Origin of the sequence: Streptomyces albospinus (genome assembly GCF_014648695.1) — a bacterium.
Classification (GTDB): Bacteria; Actinomycetota; Actinomycetes; order Streptomycetales; family Streptomycetaceae; genus Streptomyces; species Streptomyces albospinus.
Window position 1 is genome coordinate 418,571 of record NZ_BMRP01000001.1, and the last position, 22,511, is coordinate 441,081.

At 74.9% G+C, this 22,511-nt stretch carries 4 protein-coding genes; all 4 read left to right on the top strand.

All coding sequences use genetic code 11. The features are described from left to right. Nucleotides 1-64: 64 nt before the first annotated feature. From IEZ17_RS01925 to IEZ17_RS01940, 4 genes are read left to right on the top strand one after another with little or no spacing between them, the layout of a single operon-like run. Nucleotides 65-15,163 (top strand): SDR family NAD(P)-dependent oxidoreductase, encoded by a 15,099-nt coding sequence (locus tag IEZ17_RS01925; RefSeq protein WP_189295615.1) that lies wholly within the window; start codon nt 65-67, stop codon nt 15,161-15,163. Next, on the top strand, nt 15,160-18,699 hold the full coding sequence (locus tag IEZ17_RS43745) for an amino acid adenylation domain-containing protein (RefSeq protein WP_189295617.1): 3,540 nt from the start codon (nt 15,160-15,162) through the stop codon (nt 18,697-18,699). Before IEZ17_RS01925 ends, IEZ17_RS43745 begins: the two co-directional genes overlap by 4 nt. 50 nt (nt 18,700-18,749) lie before the next feature. Continuing rightward, nucleotides 18,750-19,898 carry an adenine nucleotide alpha hydrolase family protein gene (locus IEZ17_RS01935; RefSeq protein WP_189295619.1) on the top strand — a complete coding sequence of 383 codons (1,149 nt, stop codon included), beginning with the start codon at nt 18,750-18,752 and terminating at the stop codon, nt 19,896-19,898. 10 nt (nt 19,899-19,908) lie between these two features. After that, nucleotides 19,909-22,473, top strand: a complete 2,565-nt coding sequence (locus IEZ17_RS01940; RefSeq protein WP_189295621.1) for a beta-ketoacyl synthase N-terminal-like domain-containing protein — start codon at nt 19,909-19,911, stop codon at nt 22,471-22,473. The last annotated feature ends 38 nt before the right edge of the window (nt 22,474-22,511 follow it).

Sequence of the window (22,511 nt, forward strand, 5' to 3'; positions counted from 1 at the left end):
CTCGTCTGCCGAATGACCCCGGCCTCCGTGCGGAGGCCGGGCAGCAAGGGAAGAAGGAACGACCGTGAGTTCGCAGGACGGCACTGAAGTGTCCGGGACCGACGTCGCCATCGTGGGCATGGCCGGGCGCTTCCCGGGCGCCGACAGCGTGGGGGAATTCTGGGAGCTGCTGCGCGCCGGTCGCGAGGGCATCGCGCGGTTCAGCGACGACGAGCTCGCCGGGGCCGGCATACCGGCGGCGCTGCGCGCCGATCCGTCGTACGTGCCGGCGCACGGCATCCTCCCGGACGTCGACCTCTTCGACACCGGGTTCTTCGAGATGACCCCCGCGGAGGCGGAGGTCATCGACCCGCAGCAGCGGCTCTTCCTCCAGAGCTGCCACACGGCACTGGAGGACGCCGGGTACGATCCGCGCCGCTACGACGGCCTGATCAGCGTCTACGGCGGCGCGGCGATCAACACCTACCTCCAGCAGAACGTGCTGCCCCGCATCGACCAGACCGCGACCTCCGACCACTTCAAGGTGATGGTCGGCAACGACAAGGACTTCCTGGCCACGCGGGTCAGTTACAAGCTGGACCTGCGCGGCCCGAGCTACAGCGTCCAGACGGCCTGCTCGACCTCCCTGGTGGCGATCCACCTGGCCTGCCAGGGGCTGGTCAACGGCGAGTGCGACATGGCGCTGGCCGGCGGCGTGACGGTCAAGCTGCCGCAGACCCGCGGATACCTGTACGAGGAGGGCGCGATCCTCTCCTCCGACGGCCGGGTGCGCACCTTCGACGCGGACGCCAGCGGCACCGTGCTCGGCAACGGTGTCGGGATCGTGGTCCTCAAGCTCCTGGAGGACGCCGTCAACGACGGCGACACCATCCACGCCGTGATCAAGGGCACGGCGACCAACAACGACGGCTCCCTGAAGGTGAGTTACGCCGCCCCGGGCAAGGAGGGCCAGGCGGCCGTCATCGCCGAGGCGCACGCCGTGTCCGGCACCGAGCCGCGGAGCGTGACGTACGTCGAGGCGCACGGCACCGCCACCCGGCTCGGCGACCCGGTGGAGGTCTCCGCGCTCACCGACGCGTTCCGCCGCGGCACGCAGGACACCGGCTTCTGCGCGATCGGCTCGCTCAAGTCCAACGTCGGCCACCTCGACGCCGCCGCCGGCGTGGCCGGCGTGATCAAGACCGCGCTGATGCTGCGCCACCGGGTCCTGGTGCCGACGCTCAACTACGAGCGACCCAACCCGGCCATCGACTTCCCCGTGACACCGTTCTACGTCAGCACCGAGACCACGCCCTGGACCGCGGACGGACCGCTGCGGGCCGGCGTGAGCTCGTTCGGCATCGGCGGTACCAACGCGCACGCCGTCCTCCAGGAAGCCCCGCGGCAGGAGCCGTCCGGCCCCTCCGGGCACGACGCGCACCTGCTGGTGCTGTCCGCCAAGACCGGCACGGCACTGGAAACCCTCACCGACGCCCTCGCCGACCACCTCGACCGGCACCCGGACACGGACCTCGCCGACGCCGCCTACACCCTCGCCCTGGGCCGGCAGGTCCACCGGTACCGGCGGGCGGTCGTCTGCACGGACCGCGCCGAGGCCGTACGGCTCCTGCGGGAGCGGTCCGGGCCCGGCTGCGTCACCGGCGACGGCGAGGTCCGCGCCGGCCGGCGGACGTTCACCCCCGGCGGCGAGCCGTCCGGCCGGGAACTCCTCGAAGCCGTGCGCACCGCCTGGCTCGACGGGGCGGAGGTGGACTGGGCGGCGTTCTACGCCGACGAGCGCCGCCGCCGTATCCCCCTGCCCACCTACCCGTTCGAGGGCCGGCGGGTCTGGCTCGACCCCGAAGACCCAAGCGCCCCGGACGCCCCGAACGCCGCGGACCGTGCGCCGGAGCGCCTGCACCCGCTGATCGGCGCCAACGTCTCCACCCTCGCCGAGCACCGCTACGCCACCGTCCTGACGGGCCACGAGTTCTACCTCGCCGGGCACCGGGTCGGGGGCGAGGCCATCATGCCCGCCGTCGGCTACCTGGAGATGGCCCGCGCCGCCGGGGCGCTCGCCCTGCCCGAGGCCGCATCGGGCGGGCCGTCCCTGCACCGGGTCGCCTTCGAGCGGCCGTTGTCCTTCGCCCGGGGGCCACGGACGGTGCACGTCCGGCTCACCCCGCACGGCGACGGCGCGCGGTTCGCGATCGCCGACGGGGCGGGCGGGACCGACGGCGACCCCGAGGTCTTCGCCCGCGGGGAACTCACCGTCCGGCCGCCGGCGGCCCCGCCCGCCCCCGTCGACCCCGACGCCCTCATCGCGCGGTGTCCGGACCGGCTCGCCGCGCCCGAGCTCTACACCCTGCTGCGGGACCGCGGGCTCGACTACGGCCCGGCCATGCGCTCCCTGCGCGAACTGCACCGCGGCGACGCGCAGGCACTGGGCGTCCTCGAACTGCCCGAACTGCCCGACCTGGAGGCACCGGCCGATGGGTTCGGGCCGACCGGGTCGGCAGAGGGGGACGCGGCCCGGACCGCGCCCGGCGCCGCCGCCGGCTTCGTCCTGCACCCCTCGCTGCTCGACGGCGCCCTGCACGCCGTGGTCGGCCTGCTCGCCGCCGGCGAGGACGAGGGCACCACCTACCTGCCGTTGGCCCTGGGCGGGTTGGAGGTGTTCGCGCCGCTGCCCCGGCACTGCCTCGCGCACGTCACGCTGCCCGCGTCCGGCTCGGGGGAGAAGCAGACCAAGGCGCACGTCGACGTCCTGGACCCGGAGGGGCGGTTGCTGGCCCGGCTCCGCGACCTGTCCGTGCGCACCGTGCGGGACGACCGACGGCAGCCGGAGAGCGCCCTGTTCGGCAGCGCCTGGGAGCCCGCCGGGCAGCGCGCGGCGGACCCGACCGCCCCGGTCCCGACCGGCCCGCGGCTGCTGCTCGCCCACGACCCGGCCCGGCGCTCCGTACTGGCCGAGGAGCTGCGTGCCGCCGGCGACGGGGAACCCGACGTGGTCCTGGTGACCCCCGGTGCGGAGTTCGCCGCGGTGGACAGCGGCCACTACACCGTGGACCCGGGCAGCCAGGCCGACTTCGCCGCGCTCCTCGACCGGCTGGCGGAGAGCGGCCGGACCCCCACCGCCGTGCTGCACACCTGGTGCGACGCCGACGACCCCGCGCAGCCGCTCATCCCGGCCCTGCTCGACCACGGCCTGCACAGCGTCTTCGCCCTCACCAAGGCGCTCCTGGAGCGCCGCGGCGGCGACCGCACCGCCGTGCTGGTCGCCCACCGCACCGACGCGGACGGCGCGAGCCCCGCAGCCGCCGCCCTCACCGGCCTGGCCCGGAGCGTCACGCTGGAGAACCCGCGCCTGCTCCACCGCCTGGTCGGCCTGGACGCCGACGCCCCCGTGCTGCGCACGCTCGTCGAAGAACTGGCGCTCCTGGACGACGGAGAGACCGAGACGCGGTACCGCGACGGCGTCCGGCAGGTACGCCGCCACCGGCGGCTCGACACCGCCTCCGAAGCCGCCCCCGCAGCCGCGGACGGCCCGGCGCTCAGGGACGGCGGGGTCTATCTGCTCACCGGCGGCGCGGGCCGGCTCGGCCTGACGGTGGCCGAGCACCTCGCGAGCCAGGTCACCGCGACCCTGGTGCTGACCGGCCGGACCGAGCCGGGCCCGGAGGCCGAGCGGCGGATCGCGGACCTCAGGGCGGGCGGGTGCGAGGTCGTCTTCCGGCGTGTGGACGTGGCCGACGAGGAGAGCCTGGGCGCGCTGCTCGCGGCCGTCCGGGCCGACCACGGCCCGCTGCGCGGCGTGGTGCACGCGGCCGGCACGCTGCACGACGGGTTCCTGCTCCGCAAGAGCTGGGAGGAGTTCACCGAGGTCCTGCGTCCCAAGGTGCACGGCACGGTCCACCTCGACCGGCTCACCGCCGAGGACCCGCTGGACTTCTTCGTCTGCTTCTCCTCCGTCGCCGGCGTCTTCGGCAACCCGGGGCAGAGCGACTACGCCTACGCCAACGCGTTCCTCGACGCCTTCGCCGAGCGCCGCCGCGCCCGCGCGGCGGACGGCCGCCGCCCCGGCCGCACCCTCTCCCTCGCCTGGCCGCTCTGGCGGGACGGCGGCATGCGCCAGGACGAGGACGCCGCCCGGGCGCTGCGCCACCGCCTCGGCCTGGTTCCGATGCCGACGGCCGACGGCCTGGGGGCCTTCGACGCGGCGCTGCGCGAGGACGGCGGTGCGGTCCTCGTCGGATACGGGGACCCGGACCGGGTCGCGGCGGCGCTCGCGCCGGTCCCCGTGCGGTCCGTGGCACGGCCGTCCGCGGCCCCCGGGACGGCCCGGACGGAGCTGTCCGAGGCGGACCTCACCACGTGGGTGGGGACCTTCCTGCGCGAGCTGCTCGCCGAGCGGACCAAACTCGACCCGGCGGAGCTCGACCTGCGGGTCCCCTTCGACCGCTACGGCATCGACTCGCTCATCATCACCACGCTCAACGCCGAACTCGACCGGCACTTCGCCGATCTGCCCAAGACCCTGTTCTTCGAGTACGCCACCCTGGAGGAACTGGCGGGGTACTTCGTCGCGGAACACGCCGCCCGCCTGCGCGAACTGGCCGCCCCCACCGGCGTGGACGACGCGGCAGCGGAGGCCGCCGCTGCCGCTCGGGACGAAGCGCCCGTTGCCGCCCGCACCGCTCCCGCAGCGCCGGCCCCGGCCCCGGCTTCGGCTTCGGACGCGCCGTACGGCGACGACGCCGTCGCCGTCATCGGGCTCACCGGCCGCTACCCCATGGCCGACGACCTGGACGCGTTCTGGCAGAACCTCGCCGACGGCCGCGACTGCATCACCGAGATCCCCGCCGAACGCTGGGACCACGCGCGCTACTTCGACCCGGACCCGTCCGCCCGTGGCCGCGCCTCCTCCAAGTGGGGCGGCTTCCTGCGCGACATCGACCGCTTCGACCCGCTCTTCTTCGGCATCTCCCCCCGCGAGGCGGAGCTGATGGACCCGCAGGAGCGCCTGTTCCTTCAGACCTCGTGGCACGTCCTGGAGGACGCCGGATACCGCCGGGACGCACTGTCCGGGCACAGCGTGGGCGTCTTCGTCGGGGTGATGTACGGCGAGTACCAGCTCTACGGGGCGGCCGACGCGGAGCGCGGCGGCATCAGGGTCACCGGCTCCTCGTTCGCCTCGATCGCCAACCGCGTGTCCTACACCTTGGGCCTGACCGGGCCGAGCATCGCCCTCGACACCATGTGCTCGTCGTCCCTGACCGCGATCCACCTGGCCTGCGAGAGTCTGCGCAGGGCGGAGAGCGAGGTGGCCATCGCCGGCGGGGTGAACCTCTCCCTGCACCCGTACAAGTACGTCTTCCTCAGCCAGGGCAGGTTCGTCTCCGCCGACGGCCGGTGCCGGGCCTTCGGCGCCGGCGGCAGCGGCTACGTCCCCGGCGAGGGCGTCGGGGCGGTGCTGCTCAAGCCGCTGGCCGCGGCCGTGCGGGACGGCGACCACATCTACGGGGTGATCCGCGGCCACGCCGTCAACCACGGCGGGCGCACCAACGGCTACACCGTGCCCAGTCCGCACGCGCAGGCCGAGGCGGTACGCCGGGCGCTGCACGGGGCGGGACTCGAACCGTCGGACATCGGATACGTCGAAGCGCACGGCACCGGCACCTCCCTGGGCGACCCGATCGAGATCGCCGGACTCGCCAAGGTCTTCGGCACCGCGGCCCCGGACGGGCAGCGGTGGCCCATCGGCTCGGTGAAGTCGAACATCGGCCACCTGGAGTCGGCGGCCGGCATCGCCGGGCTGACCAAGGTGCTGCTGCAGTTCCGGCACCGGCAGCTCGTCCCCTCGCTGCACTCCGAGGAGCTCAACCCGAACATCGACTTCGGGCGCGCACCGTTCCGGGTGCAGCGGGAGGCCGCCGACTGGCCCGAGCCGGTCGCGGAATCCGGCCCGTCGCCCCGCCGGGCCGGGCTGAGCTCCTTCGGCGCGGGCGGCTCCAACGCGCACCTGGTCCTGGAGGAGTACCGGGACGGCCCCGTGCGCACGGACGCCCCCGTGGCCGGGCAGCGGTTCGCACGGCCGCTGGTCTTCCCGCTCTCCGCGCGGGACACGGAGCGGCTGGGCGCCTACGCGGACCGCCTCGCCGACTTCGTCGAGCGCGCCCACGTCCGCGCCGAGGACCTCGCCCACACCCTCCAACACGGCCGCGAGGTATGGGAGGAGCGCCTGGCGGTGGTCGCCGAGGACGGCGCCACGCTCGCCCGCGCGCTGCGCGCCCACCGCGACGGCACACCGGACCCGGCACTGCTGCGGGGCGGCGCCACCGGCCCCGCACCGCAGCACCGGGATGGTCCGGCCGCCGCGCTCGCCGCCAGGTGGACGCACGACGGCACGGCCGACTGGGACGCCCTCGGCCCCGGTGACGGCGTGCCGCCGCGCCGGATCCCCGCCCCGCACTACCCGTTCGCCCGCGAACGCCACTGGGTCCCCGCCGCCGACCGGAGCCAGGACGGGCCCGCGGCGGCGCCCGCCCGACCGCACCCGCTCCTCGACGCCAACGAGTCCACCCTCGACGAGGTCCGCTTCCGCCGGACCTTCCGCGCCGACGAACCCCTGGTGCGCGACCACGTCATCGACGGCCGGCCGCTGCTGGCCGGTGCCGCCTGCCTGGAGATGGCCCGGGCCGCGGCCGAACTGGCCGGACTCGCCGGCGCGCACTCCCTGCGGGACGTGCTGTGGGGGCGGCCGGTGGTGATCGAGGACGAGGCGCGTGACGTCTTCGTCACCCTCGCCCGCCCGGCCGGCCGGAGCGGCGCCGCGGACCGGGAACTGGCCTTCACCGTCTGGAGCCCGAACGGCGAGGAGCGCACCGTCCATGTGCGGGGCACGGTCCGCGCACCGTCCCCCGCCGAGCGGCCCGCCCCCGCCGCGCCCGCCGACCTCGACGCGCTGCGCGCGGCCTGCCCGCAGCACCGGGACGGCGCCGCCGTGCAACGCGCCTACCAGGCCGCGCGGTTCGCCTACGGAACCGCCTTCGACGTCATCGAGGACGTCCACTTCGGGCCCGGCGGCGCGCTGGTCCGCCTCGCCCTGCCCGAGACGGACGCCGCCCCGGCGGAGCTCCTGCCGCCGGCGCTGCTCGACGGTGCGCTCCGCGCCTGCCACTGGGCGGACCTGCCGCGACCGGAGGAGGGCCGGCCGCTCGCCGTGCCGTTCAGCCTCGGCGCGCTGGAGGTCCGGGCGCCGCGGGAACCGCTGCCCCGCACCTGCTACGCGCACGCCGTCCCCGTCGGCGACGCGGACGCGGCCTCGGGGCTGCGGCAGTTCGACGTCCGCATCCTCGACGCGTCCGGGGCCGAACTGGTCCGCATCGAGAACTTCGGTGGCCGCCACCTCGGAGCCGGCGCCGACCGGCTCCCCGCGGACCCGGCCGAAACCGCCCGGTCCGCCGCGGCCGACGACCCGTTCTTCTACCAGCAGGTGTGGCAGGACCAGGACCTCGCGCCGGCCACCCGCGCCGACGCCGACGCCGTCCTCGTCCTGGGGAACACCGGCGCCACCGCCCGGGGCCTGGCCGCGCAGGGCGGCGGGCGGCGCGTCATCGACGTCCGGGCGGCGACGGCCTTCGCCCGCACCGCCCCCGACCGGTACACCGTCGACCCCACCCGCTCCGCCGACTTCGCCCGGCTGCTGGCGGACCTGGGGCAGGAGGGCGTCCGTTCGCTGGACGTCGTCCACCTGTGGGGCCTGGCCACCGAACCGGTCCGCTACGGCACCGGCGGCGCCACCGAGCAGGCGGGCGCGGCCCTCGACGCGGCCTTCGCGCGCGGACTGCACGCGCTGCGTGCCCTCGTCCGGGCGGTGGACACCGTCCGCCCCGCCGGCCGCGTGCGCTGCGCCTACGTGCTGGCGGAGGACGAGTCCGGGCCGCGCCCCGACCAGGAGGCCGCGGCAGGGTTCGCGCGGTCCGTCGCCGGGGTGGTGCCGGGTTGTGAGATGTTCACCGTGACCTGCACGGACGGTCTGGCCGACGGGCCCGCACTGCCGGGCCTGCTGGCCGCCGAACTGGCGCAGGGCGGGCGGCCGGCCGGTGCGGAGGTGCGCCACCGCGCGCAGGGGCGCCAGGTCCGCGTCCTGCGCAGGGTGGAGACGGCCGTGTCGCCGGCCGGGGACGCACTGCCGCTCAAGCGGCACGGCACCTACCTCGTCACCGGCGGCACCGGCGGCATCGGCCTGGAGCTGGTGCGCCACCTGGCGTCGGCCTACCAGGCCCGGCTGGTGTTGGTCAGCCGCTCGGCCGACCGGCCCGCGGCGCGCGGGGCCGCCGACGAACTCGTCGCGCTGGGCGGCGAGGTGCTGCTCGTCGCCGCCGACACCGCCGACCCCGAGGGCATGCGGTCCGCGGTGACCCGCGCCACCGAGCGCTTCGGGCACCTCGACGGCGTCTTCCACCTCGCCGGAGCCGCCGACCGGGCCACCGTGCTCGAAGCGGACCGCGCCCGCTTCACCGAACTCCTCGCGACCAAGGCACACGGCGTCCGGCTGCTGGACGCGCTCACCGCCGACCAGCCGCTCGACCTGTTCGTGGTGTTCTCCTCCATCGCCTCCGTCGTCGGCGACTTCGGCACCTGCGCCTACGCCGCCGCCAACCGCTTCCTGGACTCCTACGCGGCGCAGCGCGACGCGAGGGTCCGCGCCGGGCTGGCCGCGGGCCGGACCCTGGCCCCCGCCTGGCCCCTGTGGCGGATCGGCGGCGTGGACGCCCTGATGGGCGAGGAGGAGCGCGCCGGATACCGGCGGCGCACCGGCATGCGGGAGTTCAGCGCCGAGGAGGGGCTGCGGGCACTGGAGCTCGCCGGGCGGACCGGACTCGTCCGGCCGGTCCCGGCGCTCGGTGACCCCGGGGCCGTCGACGCGGCCCTGGCACCGCGCACCGGCGGCGCGCCCGCCGGCACCCCGGCCGGCGGGCAGCCGCCCGCGGCCGGCACGGCCCCCGCCCCGGCCCTGCTCGCGCAGGTCGGCGACCACGTGCGGGGACTGCTGTCCGAGGTGCTCGGCCTGGCGGCGGAGCGCATCGACCCGCACACCCCACTGGACGCCTACGGCCTCGACTCCGTCCTGGTCATGGAGACCAACGCGCATCTCGACCGGGACTTCCCCGGCGCCCGCGCGACCCTGCTGTTCGAGTACCGGACGGTGCACGACCTCGCGCGGTACCTGCTGAGCGAACACGCCGACGCCGTCCGGAAGTTGTTCCCCGCGGCACCGCTGGCGGCGGCGGCGCCGGCCGCCCTCGCGGCAGCCGAGGAGCGACCGACCCCGACCCCGACCCCGACCGCGCCCCCGACCGCGCCCCCGACCCGGCCTGCGCCCGAACCGGCGCCGGCCGACGACGACATCGCCATCATCGGCATCAGCGGGCGCTACCCGCAGGCCCGCGACCTGACGGAGTTCTGGGAGAACCTGCGCCAGGGACGGGACGCGGTCACCGAGGTGCCCCGCGACCGCTGGGACGCCGACGCCCACTTCGACGGTGACCCCGCGACCCAGGGCGCCAGCTACGGCAAGTGGGGCGGATTCCTGTCCGACGTGGACGCCTTCGACTCGTTGTTCTTCCGGATCCCGCCGTCCCAGGCCAAGCTGATGGATCCTCAGGAGCGCCTGTTCCTGGAGGCCGCCTGGTCGGCGCTGGAGAACGCCGGGTACCCGCCGTCCCGCCTGCCGCGGCCCCGCTACGGGGGCCGGGGCCGCGACGTCGGCGTGTTCGCCGGCGTGATGTGGGGCGACTACGCCCAGCTCGCCGCCGAGGAGTCGGCCCACGGCAACCACCACACGGTGCTCGCCAACCGCTCCGCGATCGCCAACCAGGTCTCGTACGCCGGTGACTTCCGCGGGCCGAGCGTGGTGGTGGACACCGCGTGCTCGGCCTCGCTGGTCGCCCTGCACCAGGCGTGCGAGAGCGTGCGCCGGGGCGAGTGCCGCTACGCCCTCGCCGGCGGCGTCAACGTCTCCGCGCATCCGCTGAAGTACGCCCACCTCAGCCGGATGCGGATGCTCGCCACCGACGGCCGCTGCCGGTCGTTCGGCGCCGGGGGCGACGGCTATGTGCCCGGCGAGGGCGTGGGTGCGGTGCTGCTCAAGCGGCTCTCGGAGGCGGTCGCCGACGGCGACCACATCCACGCCGTGATCAAGGCGACCGCGGTGAACCACGGCGGTCGCACGGGCGGCTACACCGTGCCCAACCCGCAGGCGCAGCAGGCGCTCATCGAGGAGGCTCTGGACCGGTCGGGCATCGACCCGCGCACCATCGGCTACGTCGAGGCGCACGGCACCGGCACGGCCCTGGGCGACCCGATCGAGCACACCGCGCTGGAACTGGCCTTCGCCCGGTCTCCGCGGCCCGCGGGCAGCCACGTGCTCGGGTCCGTGAAGTCGAACATCGGGCATCTGGAGGGCGCCGCCGGCATCGCCGGGGTGACCAAGGCCGTACTCCAGCTCGTGCACGGCGAGTTGGTCCCCTCGTTGCACTCCGAGGAGCTCAACCCGAACATCGACTTCGCCCGTTCCCCGTTCCGGGTGCAGCGCACCCTCGCCCCCTGGCCCCGGCCGGTCGTCGACACGGACGACGGGCCGGTGGAGCAGCTGCGGCGGGCGAGCGTCAGCTCCTTCGGCGCGGGCGGCACCAACGCGCACGTGATCCTGGAGGAGTACCGGGCACCGGCGGACCGGTCCGCCGGTGCCACCGAAGGCCCCGAGCTGATGGTGCTCTCCGCCCGTAGCCCCGAACGGCTGCGCGCGTACGCCGCGGAGCTGGCCGCGTTCCTCCGCCGCGAGCGGCCCGCGCTCGCCGATGCCGCGCACACCCTGCGGGCCGGCCGGGAACCCCTGCCCGAACGGCTGGCCTTCCTGGCGTCCGATCTCCACGACGCCGCCGAGAAGTTCGCGGCGTGCGCCGACGGGGCCCCGGGGCCCTGGGCGATCCTCGGCAACGCCGAACAGCATGCCGCGCTCGCGGACGTCTTCGCCGGGGGAGCGGGCCCCGACTTCCTCCAGGCGCTGGCCGCCGGCGGCGACCGCACCCGGCTCGCCCGGCTCTGGGTGTCCGGAGCCTTCTCCGACTGGGCGGCGGTCGACGCGTCGGCACCGCACCGCACCGTGCCGCTGCCCGGCTACCCGTTCGAGCGCGCCCGGCACTGGCTTCCGGTCGCCCGTGGCGGGCAGCCCGCCGCCCCGGCATCCCCCCGGCCGGAGCCCCCGCACGAGGTGTCCCGCACCCTCGCACCGACCGATCCGGTCGTCCGCGACCACGTCGTCCACGGCACGCGGGTGCTGCCCGGCGTCGGCCATCTCGACCTGGTCGCCGGAGTCCTGGGCGAGGGTGCGGCGCGGGTCTTCCGGGACGTCCGCTGGCTCTCCCCGGTCCTGGTAGGGGACGGCGGCACCGCGCTCACGGTGACGCTCGGGCCCGCCCGGCCCGCCGCGGAAGGCGACGGCACCGCGTACGACTACCGGATCTCCGCCTCCCCGGGCGGCGACCCCGTCCACTCGGTCGGCCAGGTCCTCGGTACCGCCGTGGACCGCCCCGAACCACTGGCGATCGACCGGGTCACGGCGGACTGCCCGCACCGTGTCGGTCACGAGGAGCTCTACGCCGGGCTGCGCCGGCGCGGCCTGCACTACGGTCCGTACTTCCGGCGGGTGGAGCAGGCCTGGACCGGCGAGCGGACCGTCCTCGCCCGGCTGCGCGAACCCGAGCCGCGGCACCGGACCACGACCCGCCCCGGGCCGCTCGACCCGGGTGCCCTCGATGCGGCGCTGCACCCGTTGGCCCTGTTGCTCGGCGATGCGGCGGACGACGGCGGCCCGGCGCTGCTGCCGTTCGCCGCGGACCGGGTCGAACTGCACGCCCCGGTGCCCGGCGACGGCTGGACCTGCATCCGCGACCTGGGGTCCAGGCGGTTCGACGTGACCGTCGCCGACGACGCGGGCCGGGTCTGCGTGCGGATCCTGGGCCTCGTACTGCGCCCGTCGAAGGCTGCGGGCGGCATCGACTACCGGCCGCGCTGGGCGGTCGCTCCCCGGACCGGCACCGCCGAGGACGCCCCCGCTCCCCGGACGGTCCTCACGGTCGTCGCGGAGCAGGCCGCGTCCCTCGCGGACACCCTGGAGCGCGCCCACCCGGCCGCGGAGCACGTACGGTTGACCATCGGTGCGGGCGGCCTGCGCGCGCAGGAGGTGGCCGACGTGCTGGCCCGCGCCCCGCAGACCGACCTGGTGTACTTCCTCGGGATCGGGTCCCCGGATGACCTGACGGACGGTGCGAGGGAGTCGAGGGAGGCGCAGGACCGCGGTGTGTTCTCGCTCCACCGTCTGGTGCGGGGCCTGGACCGGGCCGGCCTGCTCGACCGCCCCCTGCGGCTCAAGGTGCTCACCGCCGACGGCCTCCCGCTCGGCGAAACCGACCCGGTGCACCCACCGGCCGCCGGACTCATCGGCTACTGCGAGGTCGCAACCAAGGAGTTCCCGCAGCTGCGCACCGCCTGCTTGGACGTGCGCGGCACGGAACTCGCCGACGGTGTCCGGGCGTTGGTCCACGAGCCGGTCCGGGCCATGGCCCGGCCGGTGTCCCTGCGCGGTGGCGTCCACCGGGTGCGCCGGCTCGAACGGGTGGAACTGCCCACTGTGCCGACGCGCTTCCGCGACCGTGGGGTGTACCTCGTCATCGGCGGGCTCGGCGTACTCGGCCGGGACACCGCCCGATACCTGGCCCGCACCTATCGGGCCCGGCTCGTCCTGGTCGGGCGCGGCCCGCTGGACGCGGAGCGCAGCGCCGTCCTCGCCGAGCTGGAGCAGCTGGGCGCCGAGGTGCTGTACACGCCGTGCGACGCGACCGACGCGGTGGCGCTGCGGCACGTGGTCGACGAGGCCAAGGCCCGGTTCGGTGCGCTGCACGGTGTGATCCACTCCGCGATGGTGCTGGTGGACCGCCCGGTCCGGGACCTCGACGAAGCGGAGCTGCGCAGCGCCCTGGAGGCCAAGGCGGACACCGTCCGGAGCATGTTCCACGCGCTGGACGGCGAAGTGCTGGACTTCGCGCTGCTCTACTCCTCCGCGGTCACCCTGGAAGGCAACCACGGTCAGGCCGGCTACGCGGCGGGCTGCCACATCGCCGACGCGTGGGCGCTGGCCGCGGCGCGCACCGTGCCGTACCCCGTCCGCATCGTCAACTGGGGCTACTGGCACGCCGGGGGCGACGCCCACCGGGAGCGGGTCCTGCGCCGCTTCGCCGCCGCGGGCATCCGGCCGATCGGCGCCGACGAGGGCCTGGCCGCCGTCGAGCGGGTGCTGGCCGGAGCCCTGCCGCAGCTGCTGGTGGTCAAGGCGGAGCCCGGCATCCTCGCCGGGCTCGGCGTCGACCCGGACACCGTGCTGCGGTCGCAGCCGGGCCCGACGCCGGACCCCGCCGCGCCCACCGCGGACCCGGCCGGCCCGGACGAGGACGGTGCGCGGCAGGCGACGGACGGCCCGGAGGCCTCCGCGGACACCGAGCGGCTCGCCCGGAACCTGTTGGTCGGCGCCCTGCGCACCATGGGCGTGCTGCACCGGCCCGGTGAGCGGTACACCCGCGCCGAGCTGGGCTCCCGCCTCGGCGTCGCCGCCGGTCAGGGCCGGCTGCTCGACCTGCTCGTCGACGTCCTGCTGCGCGGCGGCCATCTCCGTGCCGAGGGCGACCACCTGGTGGCCACCGACCGGCTGGAGGAGGCGGAGCTGCGCGACTGCCTCGACCGGCCCGACGCGGCGGCCGATCGACTGACCGGACGCCACCCCTCGACCGGCCCGGTGGTCACCCTGCTGCGGCGGTGCCTCGACGCGCTGCCGGCCGTCCTGACCGGAGCGCGCAGCCACCTGGAGGTGCTCTTCCCCGACGGCTCGTTCGACCTGGTCGAGGCGGTCTACGCCGGGGACCCCGCCGCCGACCTGTGCAACGACCAGGTTGCCGGCACCGTGCAGCGGTACGTTTCGGAGCGCCTGCGCAGGCGGCCCGGGGACCGCGTCCGGGTGCTGGAGGTCGGTGCGGGCACCGGTGGAACCAGCGACCGGGTGCTGCGCCGCCTCGCCGAAGCGGGCCACGGCGCACACGTCGAGTACGTCTACACCGACGTCTCCGACGGGTTCGTCAGGCACGGCCGCCGACGCTTCGGCGCCGACCACCCGTTCGCCGCGTTCCGCGTGCTGGACGTCGAGCGGGACCCGGTCGCACAGGGCTTCGACGCCGGCGGCTACGACCTGGTGCTGGGCACCAACGTCTTCCACGCGACCGGCAGGATCGACCGGACCCTGGCGCACACCAAGCAACTGTTGCGCACCAACGGCCTGTTGGTGGTCAACGAGGGGGTCGAGCTCCGGGACCAGATGTCGTTGATCTTCGGCCTGGCCACCGGCTGGTGGCTCTTCGAGGACGCGGAGTACCGGCTGCCGCGGTCCCCGCTGCTCGGCCTGACGGCCTGGCGCGACGTCCTCGCCCAGAACGGCTTCCGCCGGGTCACCGTGCGCCCCCGGCCGGGCGGCGCCGAGGGCGCCACCTACCAGCGCGTACTGGTCGCCGAGAGCGACGGCCTGGTGCCCGCCCCGAACCCGGGGACGCGCCCCGAGGCCGGGCCCGCACCCGCCGCCGACCCGGAGCCCCCGGCCCGGCCCGCGCACCGCCCGGCCGGCCCCGCGCCGGCCCCCGGCGCACCGTCCGGGCCGGACCCGGTCCGTGCCGCGGAACTCCGGGTGCGGGCGGTCTTCGCCCGCGTCCTGGAGATGCCCGAGGACCTCCTCGACGCCAAGGCCACCTTCGAGAACTACGGCGTCGACTCCCTGGTCGCCCTGACCCTCACCAAGGAACTGGAACCGGACTTCGGACCGCTCCCGACGACCCTGCTGTTCGAACACATCACCATCGAGCGACTGGCCCGCCACCTCGCCGGCCTGGGGACGGGCCCGACCGGCCCCGACGCCGGAGTCGGTGCCGTGGTCGAGCCGCCGCCCGGGACCGGAGCAGCGGCCCCCGCAGCGCCGGAGCAGGACCTTGCGCAGATCGTCGGCGGCCTCTCCGACGCGGAGGTGGACCGCCTGCTCCACCAGCTCAGCACCGTTCTCCAGGACCAGGAGGAGCAGCGATGACCACACCCTTCAGCGCCGTTCTGATCGGGGAGGAGCCGCTCCTCGCCGAATGCGGCGACCACCTGCTGTCCCGCGGCCACCAGGTGGTCGCCGTGGTCGCCGCCGACCCCGGGCTGCGCCGCTGGGCGGCCGAGCACGGCCTCACCGCCCTCGCTCCCGGCCGTGACCTGGCGGAACGGCTGCGCCCGCTGCGCTTCGCGTACCTGTTCAGCATCACCAACCTGCGGATGCTGCCCGACGAGGTCCTGGCGCTGCCCGAGCGGATGCCCGTCAACTTCCACGACGGGCCGCTGCCCCGGCACGCCGGTCTGCACGCCACCAGCTGGGCCATCCTGGAGGGCGCGGCCGAACACGGCGTGACCTGGCACGTGATGGAGCGGGAGGCGGACACCGGCGACCTGCTCAAGCAGCGGACCGTCCCGGTCGAGCCGGACGACACCGCCCACACCCTCAACCTCACCTGCTACGAGGCCGCGGCCGACTCCTTCGCCGAACTCGTCGACGAACTGGCCGCCGGCACCGAGGTGCGCACCACCCAGGACCTGACCCGGCGCACCTACCACGGCCGCCACGACGGGCCGCCCCGCGAGGGCCTGTTCTCCTGGCGGCGGCCGGCCCGGGAACTCGACGCACTGGTCCGGGCCACCGCCTTCGGGCCGCACCACAACGCGTTCGGTCTGGCCCTCCTCGCCCTGGGCGAGCGGCTGTTCGCCGTCCGCGGGGCGGAGGTCACCGCTCGGCCCTCGACCAGCCCGCCGGGCACCGTGCTGGCCGTCGAGGGCACCGCCGTGGTCGTCGCGACCGCGGACCTCGACGTGCGGTTGACCGAACTGGTGGACCTGGACCGGCCGGTGACCGCGGAGGCGGAGCCGCTCCGCCCCGGTGACCGGTTCACCCAGCTCGACGGGGAAGCGCTGGAGCGCTGGACGTCCACCATCGGGGCGGCCCGCCGGCACGAGGCACACTGGCTGCGGCGCCTCACCGAGCCGGCGCCCCTCGACGCGCCGTGGGCGGACGGGGAACCGGACGAGCACACCGGCGACGGCACGGTGTCCGGGGCCGGGGCGGCGGCGCCGTCCGTGGCACTCGACGACCTCGTCGACCCCGACGAGGAGGAGGGCAGGGCCCGGCTGCTCGCCGCACTCCTGCTGTTCCTCGGCCGGATGGCCCGGGGCGGCGCCGGCGGCTTCGACGTCGGGCTGCGCCTGCCCGCCGCTCCGGACGCCGCTGCGGGCCCCGGCCCGCTGTGGGCCGAGGTGCCCTTCCGCGCCCCCGCGCTCCCCGTCGGGCAGACCATGGCCGCGTTCACCGAAGCGGTCGCCGAGCGGCTCGCCGAGATGCGGCGTCGGCGTGCACCGCTGCGCGGGGTACAGCTGCGCGCTCCCCGGCTGCGCGCACCCGCGGCCCCGTCCGGCGCCGCGCTGCCCGTCACCGTGGACCTGACCGGCCGTCCGCCCGCCGCCCGCCCGCCGGCCGGCACCGCCCTCACCGTCCGCCTCGGACCGCCCGGGGAGCGGCCCCGACACCTCGCCTTCGAACCGGCCGACCCCGCGTGGTCCGGCGCCGCCCGACGCCTCGCCGACCGCTTCGGCCGCTTCCTCCGCCTGGCCGCCGAACAGGCCGCCGAGGACGCCGGGTTGATCCCGCTGCTGACCGAGGACGAGAGCCGTCAGGTGCTCGGCACCTGGAACGACACGGCGGCCGACTATCCCGGCGACCGGTGCGTGCACCAGCTCTTCGCGGAGTGGAGCCGCCGTCAACCGGAGGCGCCCGCCGTCCGGTTCGGCGACGCCGTCCTCACCTACGGCGAGCTCGACCGCCGTTCGGACCTGCTCGCCCACCGGCTCGCCCGCCTCGGCGCCGGCCCGGGCACCCTGGCCGGAGTGTTCCTGCACCGCTCCGTGGACCTGCTCACCGGCCTGTTGGCGGTACTCAAGACCGGGGCGGCGTATGTGCCGTTGGACCCGGTCTACCCGGCCGACCGGATCCGGGACATGCTGGCGGACTCCGGCGCCCTCCTGGTCCTCACCGAGTCCGCGCTCTCCTCCGCGCTGCCGGCGGACTGCCCTTCCCGGATCGTCGAACTCGACGCGGCGGACGAGCCCCCCGCGGACGCCGCAGGGGGCTTCCAGGACCGGGCCTCCGCGAAGGACCCGGCGTACGTCATCTACACCTCCGGATCCACCGGACGCCCCAAGGGGGTGCGGATCGGCCACCGTGCCCTGACCAACTTCCTGTGCTCCATGGCCCGCGAGCCCGGCTTCGGTCCCACCGACACCCTGCTCGCCGTCACCACCGCCTGCTTCGACATCGCGGGCCTGGAACTCTTCCTGCCGCTGGTGACGGGCGGCCAGGTCCAGGTGGCCCCGGCCGCGACGGCCGCCGACGGGTTCGCACTGCGCACACTGGTCGAGGAATGCCGGCCGACCGTCATGCAGGCCACCCCGGTCACCTGGCGCATGCTGATCGGAGCGGGCTGGCGGGGCAGCGACCGACTGACCGTCCTGTGCGGGGGCGAGGCGCTCCCCGGCGACCTCGCCGACGGCCTCGTCCGGCGCGCGCGCCGGGTCTGGAACATGTACGGGCCGACCGAGACCACCATCTGGTCCTCCCTCGATCGCGTCGTGGCCGGCGCACCGGTCACGATCGGGCGCCCCCTGGCCAACACGCGGATGTACGTGCTCGACGACCGTCTCCGACCCGTTCCGCCCGGCACCCCCGGAGAGCTCTACATCGGCGGGGACGGGGTGGCCGACGGCTACCACGAGCGGCCGGACCTCACCGTGCAGAAGTTCCTCGACGACCCCTTCGGGCCCGGCCGCGTCTACCGCACCGGCGACCTGGTGCGGCAGCTCCCCGACGGCCGCCTGGCCTACCTGCGCAGGGTGGACAGCCAGGTGAAGGTGCACGGCTTCCGGATCGAACTCGGCGAGGTGGAGACCGTGCTGCGGGACCACCCCGCGGTCGCCGAGGCGGCGGTCGTGGTGCACAACGGCGAAGACGGCGACAGCCGTCTGGTGGCCTACCTCGTCGCCGCGGGCGCACCGGCCCCCGCCCTCGGTGAACTCCGTGACCACGTCCAGGCGCGCCTGCCCGCATACATGGCCCCCGCCGTCGTCGTCCCCCTGCCGGAACTCCCGCTCACCCCGAACGGCAAGCTCGACCGCAAGGCGCTGCCGGCACCCGGGGCCGCGGTCCTGGCCGCACAGACCGGCGGGACGGAGCCGGAAGGGCTGCTGGAACGGCAGATCGCCGGGATCTGGCAGGCGGCGCTCGGTGCCCCGGCGGTCGGCGTCGACGTCAACTTCTTCGACGCCGGAGGCGATTCGCTGCGGCTGACCCGCGTGGTGGCGCGGCTCCGGGCGGAGCTGAACCCGGCGGTGAGCCGCCTGGACATGTTCCGCCATCCGACGATCCGGGCGATGGCCCGGCACCTCGCCGGTGACCGGGCGGCGACGCCCCCGCAGCCGCCCGTCCGCCCGGCGGGTCGGGACCGCGCCCTGCTCGGGGCACGCCGCCGCCGGACCCGTACCTGACGCCGGCCCCGCACCGGGACGGACAGCCGAACCCCTTCCAAGGAGAGCTCATGCAAACCACCGATGTGCGCTGCCGGATCTGCGCGCTCAAAGCCGGGCACCCCGGAGTGGTCCTCGACGACGACCAGGTGTGCAACCTGTGCAACCTGGACGTCGCGGGCGACCTGTTGGAGAACTACAAGTACACGAACGAGGTGTTCGCCGAGTTCCAGCAGGCACCGCCCAACCCGCGCGGCGACTTCGACTGCCTCTTCATGTACAGCGGCGGCAAGGACAGCACCTACATGCTGGACAAGTTCGTCAACGAATACGGCAAGCGGACCCTCGCCTACACCTTCGACGTCCCCTTCGAGAGCACGCACGCGGCCCAGAACATCCGGCTCGCACAGGAGAAGCTGCCGGCCACGTTCGTCGTCGACTCGGACGACGACAACATCAAGAAGATGATGCGGGACGTCTTCAACAGGCCGCGCCCCAAGGGGTCGGGAAAGTACCTCGACGAAAAGCTGCCGTGCGTCTCCTGCCGGACGTTCTTCGTCATCAGGGCGATCCTCTACGCCTTCCGTGAACGCATCCCGTACATCGCCCTGTGCGCCGACCCCCAGCAGATCCTGACGATGGAGTCGAACGTCCGCGAGGTCGTGCGGGACTTCTACCGCACCTTCGGCCCCGAACTCGTCGGCGAACTGTTCAACGGCGCGGTGGAGGACGTCCTGTTCGCCGAGGACGACGAACTGCCCAAGATCGTCTTTCCGTTCATCGCCATGCGGCACGACTACGACCCGGACCGGATGGTGGCCGAACTCAAGGAGAAGGGCCTGTACCAGTCCTCTCCCCTGGAGACCCACTGCACCCTCTTCCCGCTGCTGAACTACTACTCCTTCAGCAACTGGGGCTGCATGTTCTACAAGCTCAACGCATCGAGCTACGTCCGCTCGGTGCGCCGCAGCAAGGATTACGACCGGTCCACCTTCAGCATCAAGTTCCCCCGCTCCCTCGACCTGCCCGAGGTCGAGGACCGGCTGGGGCGCGTCGTGCTGGAGATCGCCGCGGGCACCGGCGACCGCGAGGAGCACCGGGAGACCCTGGTGGAGCTCTTCCAGCAGATGGACGCCACCGAGGACGGGGCGCGGTTCGTCGCGGAGACCTTCCTGGATATGCGGAAGGTCGCGGCGGACCTCGGGATCAAGGTCGGTTGAGGGAGAGAGAATGAACGAGCAGGCGACACAGGCCGAGCAGGACCGCCGGCAGCCCGAGGCCCGGGACTCGGACATCGCGATCATCGGCCTCGCGTGCCGGTTCCCCGGCGCGGACGGTCCGGACGCGTTCTGGGAGGTGCTGAAGGAGGGCAGGGAGACCCTGACCCACTTCACCGAGGACCAACTGCGCGCGGCCGGGGTGGGCGACCGGACGCTCAGCGACCCCCGCTATGTGCGGGCCGGCCAGGTCCTGCCGCACGCCGACCGGTTCGACGCCGGTCTGTTCGGCGTCACCCGGGACGAGGCGGAACTGATCGACCCGCAGCAGCGGCAGTTCCTGGAGTGCGCGCTCCAGGCCCTGGAGCAGGCGGGCTACGACCCCGAGCGCACCGGCGAGCCGATCGGTGTCTACGCCGGCGTCGGGATGAACACCTATCTGCTGCACAACCTCGCCGAGCGCTACCGGACCGCGTCGTCCGTGGACCGCTACCGGATGATGATCACCAATGACAAGGACTTCGCCGCCACCCGGACCTCGTACAAGCTGAACCTGCGCGGACCGAGCGTCAGCGTCAACACCGCCTGCTCCACCTCGCTGGTGGCCGTGCACCAGGCATGCCTCGCGCTGCTGTCCGGCGACTGCACCATGGCCCTGGCCGGCGCGGCCCACGTCCAGGCCGAGCAGCAGGAGGGCTACCTCCACCAGGAAGGCATGATCTTCTCGCCCGACGGCCACTGCCGGGCCTTCGACGCCAAGGCCCAGGGCACGGTGATCGGCAACGGTGTCGGCGTCGTCGTGCTCAAGCGGCTCACCGACGCGCTGGCCGACGGCGACACCGTCCACGCCGTGATCAAGGGCACCGCGGTGAACAACGACGGGGCGGGCAAGACCGGCTACACCGCCCCCAGCGTGGACGGCCAGGCCGCCGTCGTCGCGGACGCCCAGGAGATCGCCGACTGCCCGCCGCGGACCATTTCCTACGTGGAGGCGCACGGCACCGCCACCCCGCTCGGCGATCCGATCGAGATCGCCGCCCTGAACCAGGCGTTCGGCCGCACCGGCGAGGGGCTCGACCGCACGTCCTGCGTGATCGGCTCGGTCAAGACCAACGTCGGCCACCTGGACACCGCCGCGGGCATGGCCGGTCTGATCAAGACGGTGCTGATGCTCCGCCACCGCACCCTGGTGCCCAGCCTCCACTTCGAGTCGCCCAACCCGGAGATCGACTTCGCGGCGGGGCCGTTCCACGTCGGTGTCGAGACCCGGGAGTGGCCGGCCGGACCGACCCCGCGCCGGGCCGGGATCAGCTCGTTCGGCATCGGCGGCACCAACGCCCACGTGATCGTCGAGGAGGCTCCCGCACCCCCGGCGGCCGGTACCCCGGGGGACGGCACCGCCGGCCCGCAGCTCCTGGTCCTCTCGGCCCGCACCACCACGGCGCTGGACACCGCGACCGCCAACCTGGCCCGTTACCTGCGACAGCACCGGGACCTCGACCTGGCGGCGGTGGCCCACACCCTGGCGATCGGACGCCGCCGGCACGTCCACCGGCGTGCCCTGGTCACCGCCGACATACGGGACGCCGCGCTCGCCCTGGCGCTCGGCGACGCCTCCCGGGTGCTGACCGGGGAACCTGGAGCCGACCGGCCGGTCCTGGTCTTCGGCGACCCCTCCGGCACCCCGGCCGGCCACGCCGCCGCGCTGTACGAGCAGGTCCCCGCCTTCCGCGCGCACCTCGACGAGTGCGCCGGGGAGCTCGGCACCCCGGACGGCGCCGCCGGACTCCTGGCCGGGGACGGGCCGTCGTCCGCCTTCGCCGTCCAGTACGCCACCTGGCGGACCCTCGCCGGGTGGGGCGCCCGGGTGGAGGCCGCCGCCGCGGACCGGACGGCGCTCCCCGAACCCGCGCGCCGGCTCTTGGAGGCCGCCGGTGCCACGTCCGCCGTGCCGGACGGCGGGCCCACGCTGGCGCTGCTGCCCGCGGGGGCGACGGCGGGTGACGACACCACCGGTCAGGCGTTCCTGCTGGACCTGCTCGCACGGCTGTGGACCGTCGGGGAGGACATCGACTGGGCGGAGGTCACCCGGCACCGGCCCGCCCGCCGCGTGCCGCTGCCCACCTACCCCTTCGACCACGAGCGGTACTGGATCGAGCCGCACGGCCGGGAGGCCGACCGGGCCCCGGCCGCGGGTGCCAGGCTGCTGGACCGCTTCGAAGGTGCCACGGACGCCGGGAAGACGGTCCTGATCACCGAGTTCATCCAGCAGGCGATCGCCGCGGTGGTCGGCAATCCGGACCCGCAGGCGGTGGATCTGGACACCAACCTCTTCGACATGGGCCTGGACTCGCTGATCCTGATCGAGGTCATCGCCAAGCTCAGCGACGAACTCGCCCACCCGGTGCGGACCTCGGCCTTCATCGAGTTCCCCACGGTGCGCTCGTTCGTTGCCGACCTCGCCGGGGAACTGGGGATCCACCCGGAGGACGCCGCGCCGGGCGCGGCGGCCGGCACCCAGGGACGCGTCTCGCGTCGCGCCCAGCGGGCCGCCGCCCGCCGACCCGCCACGTCGTGAACCGGCCCGTCCGGCCGGCGGCCGACCGCTGACCGGAC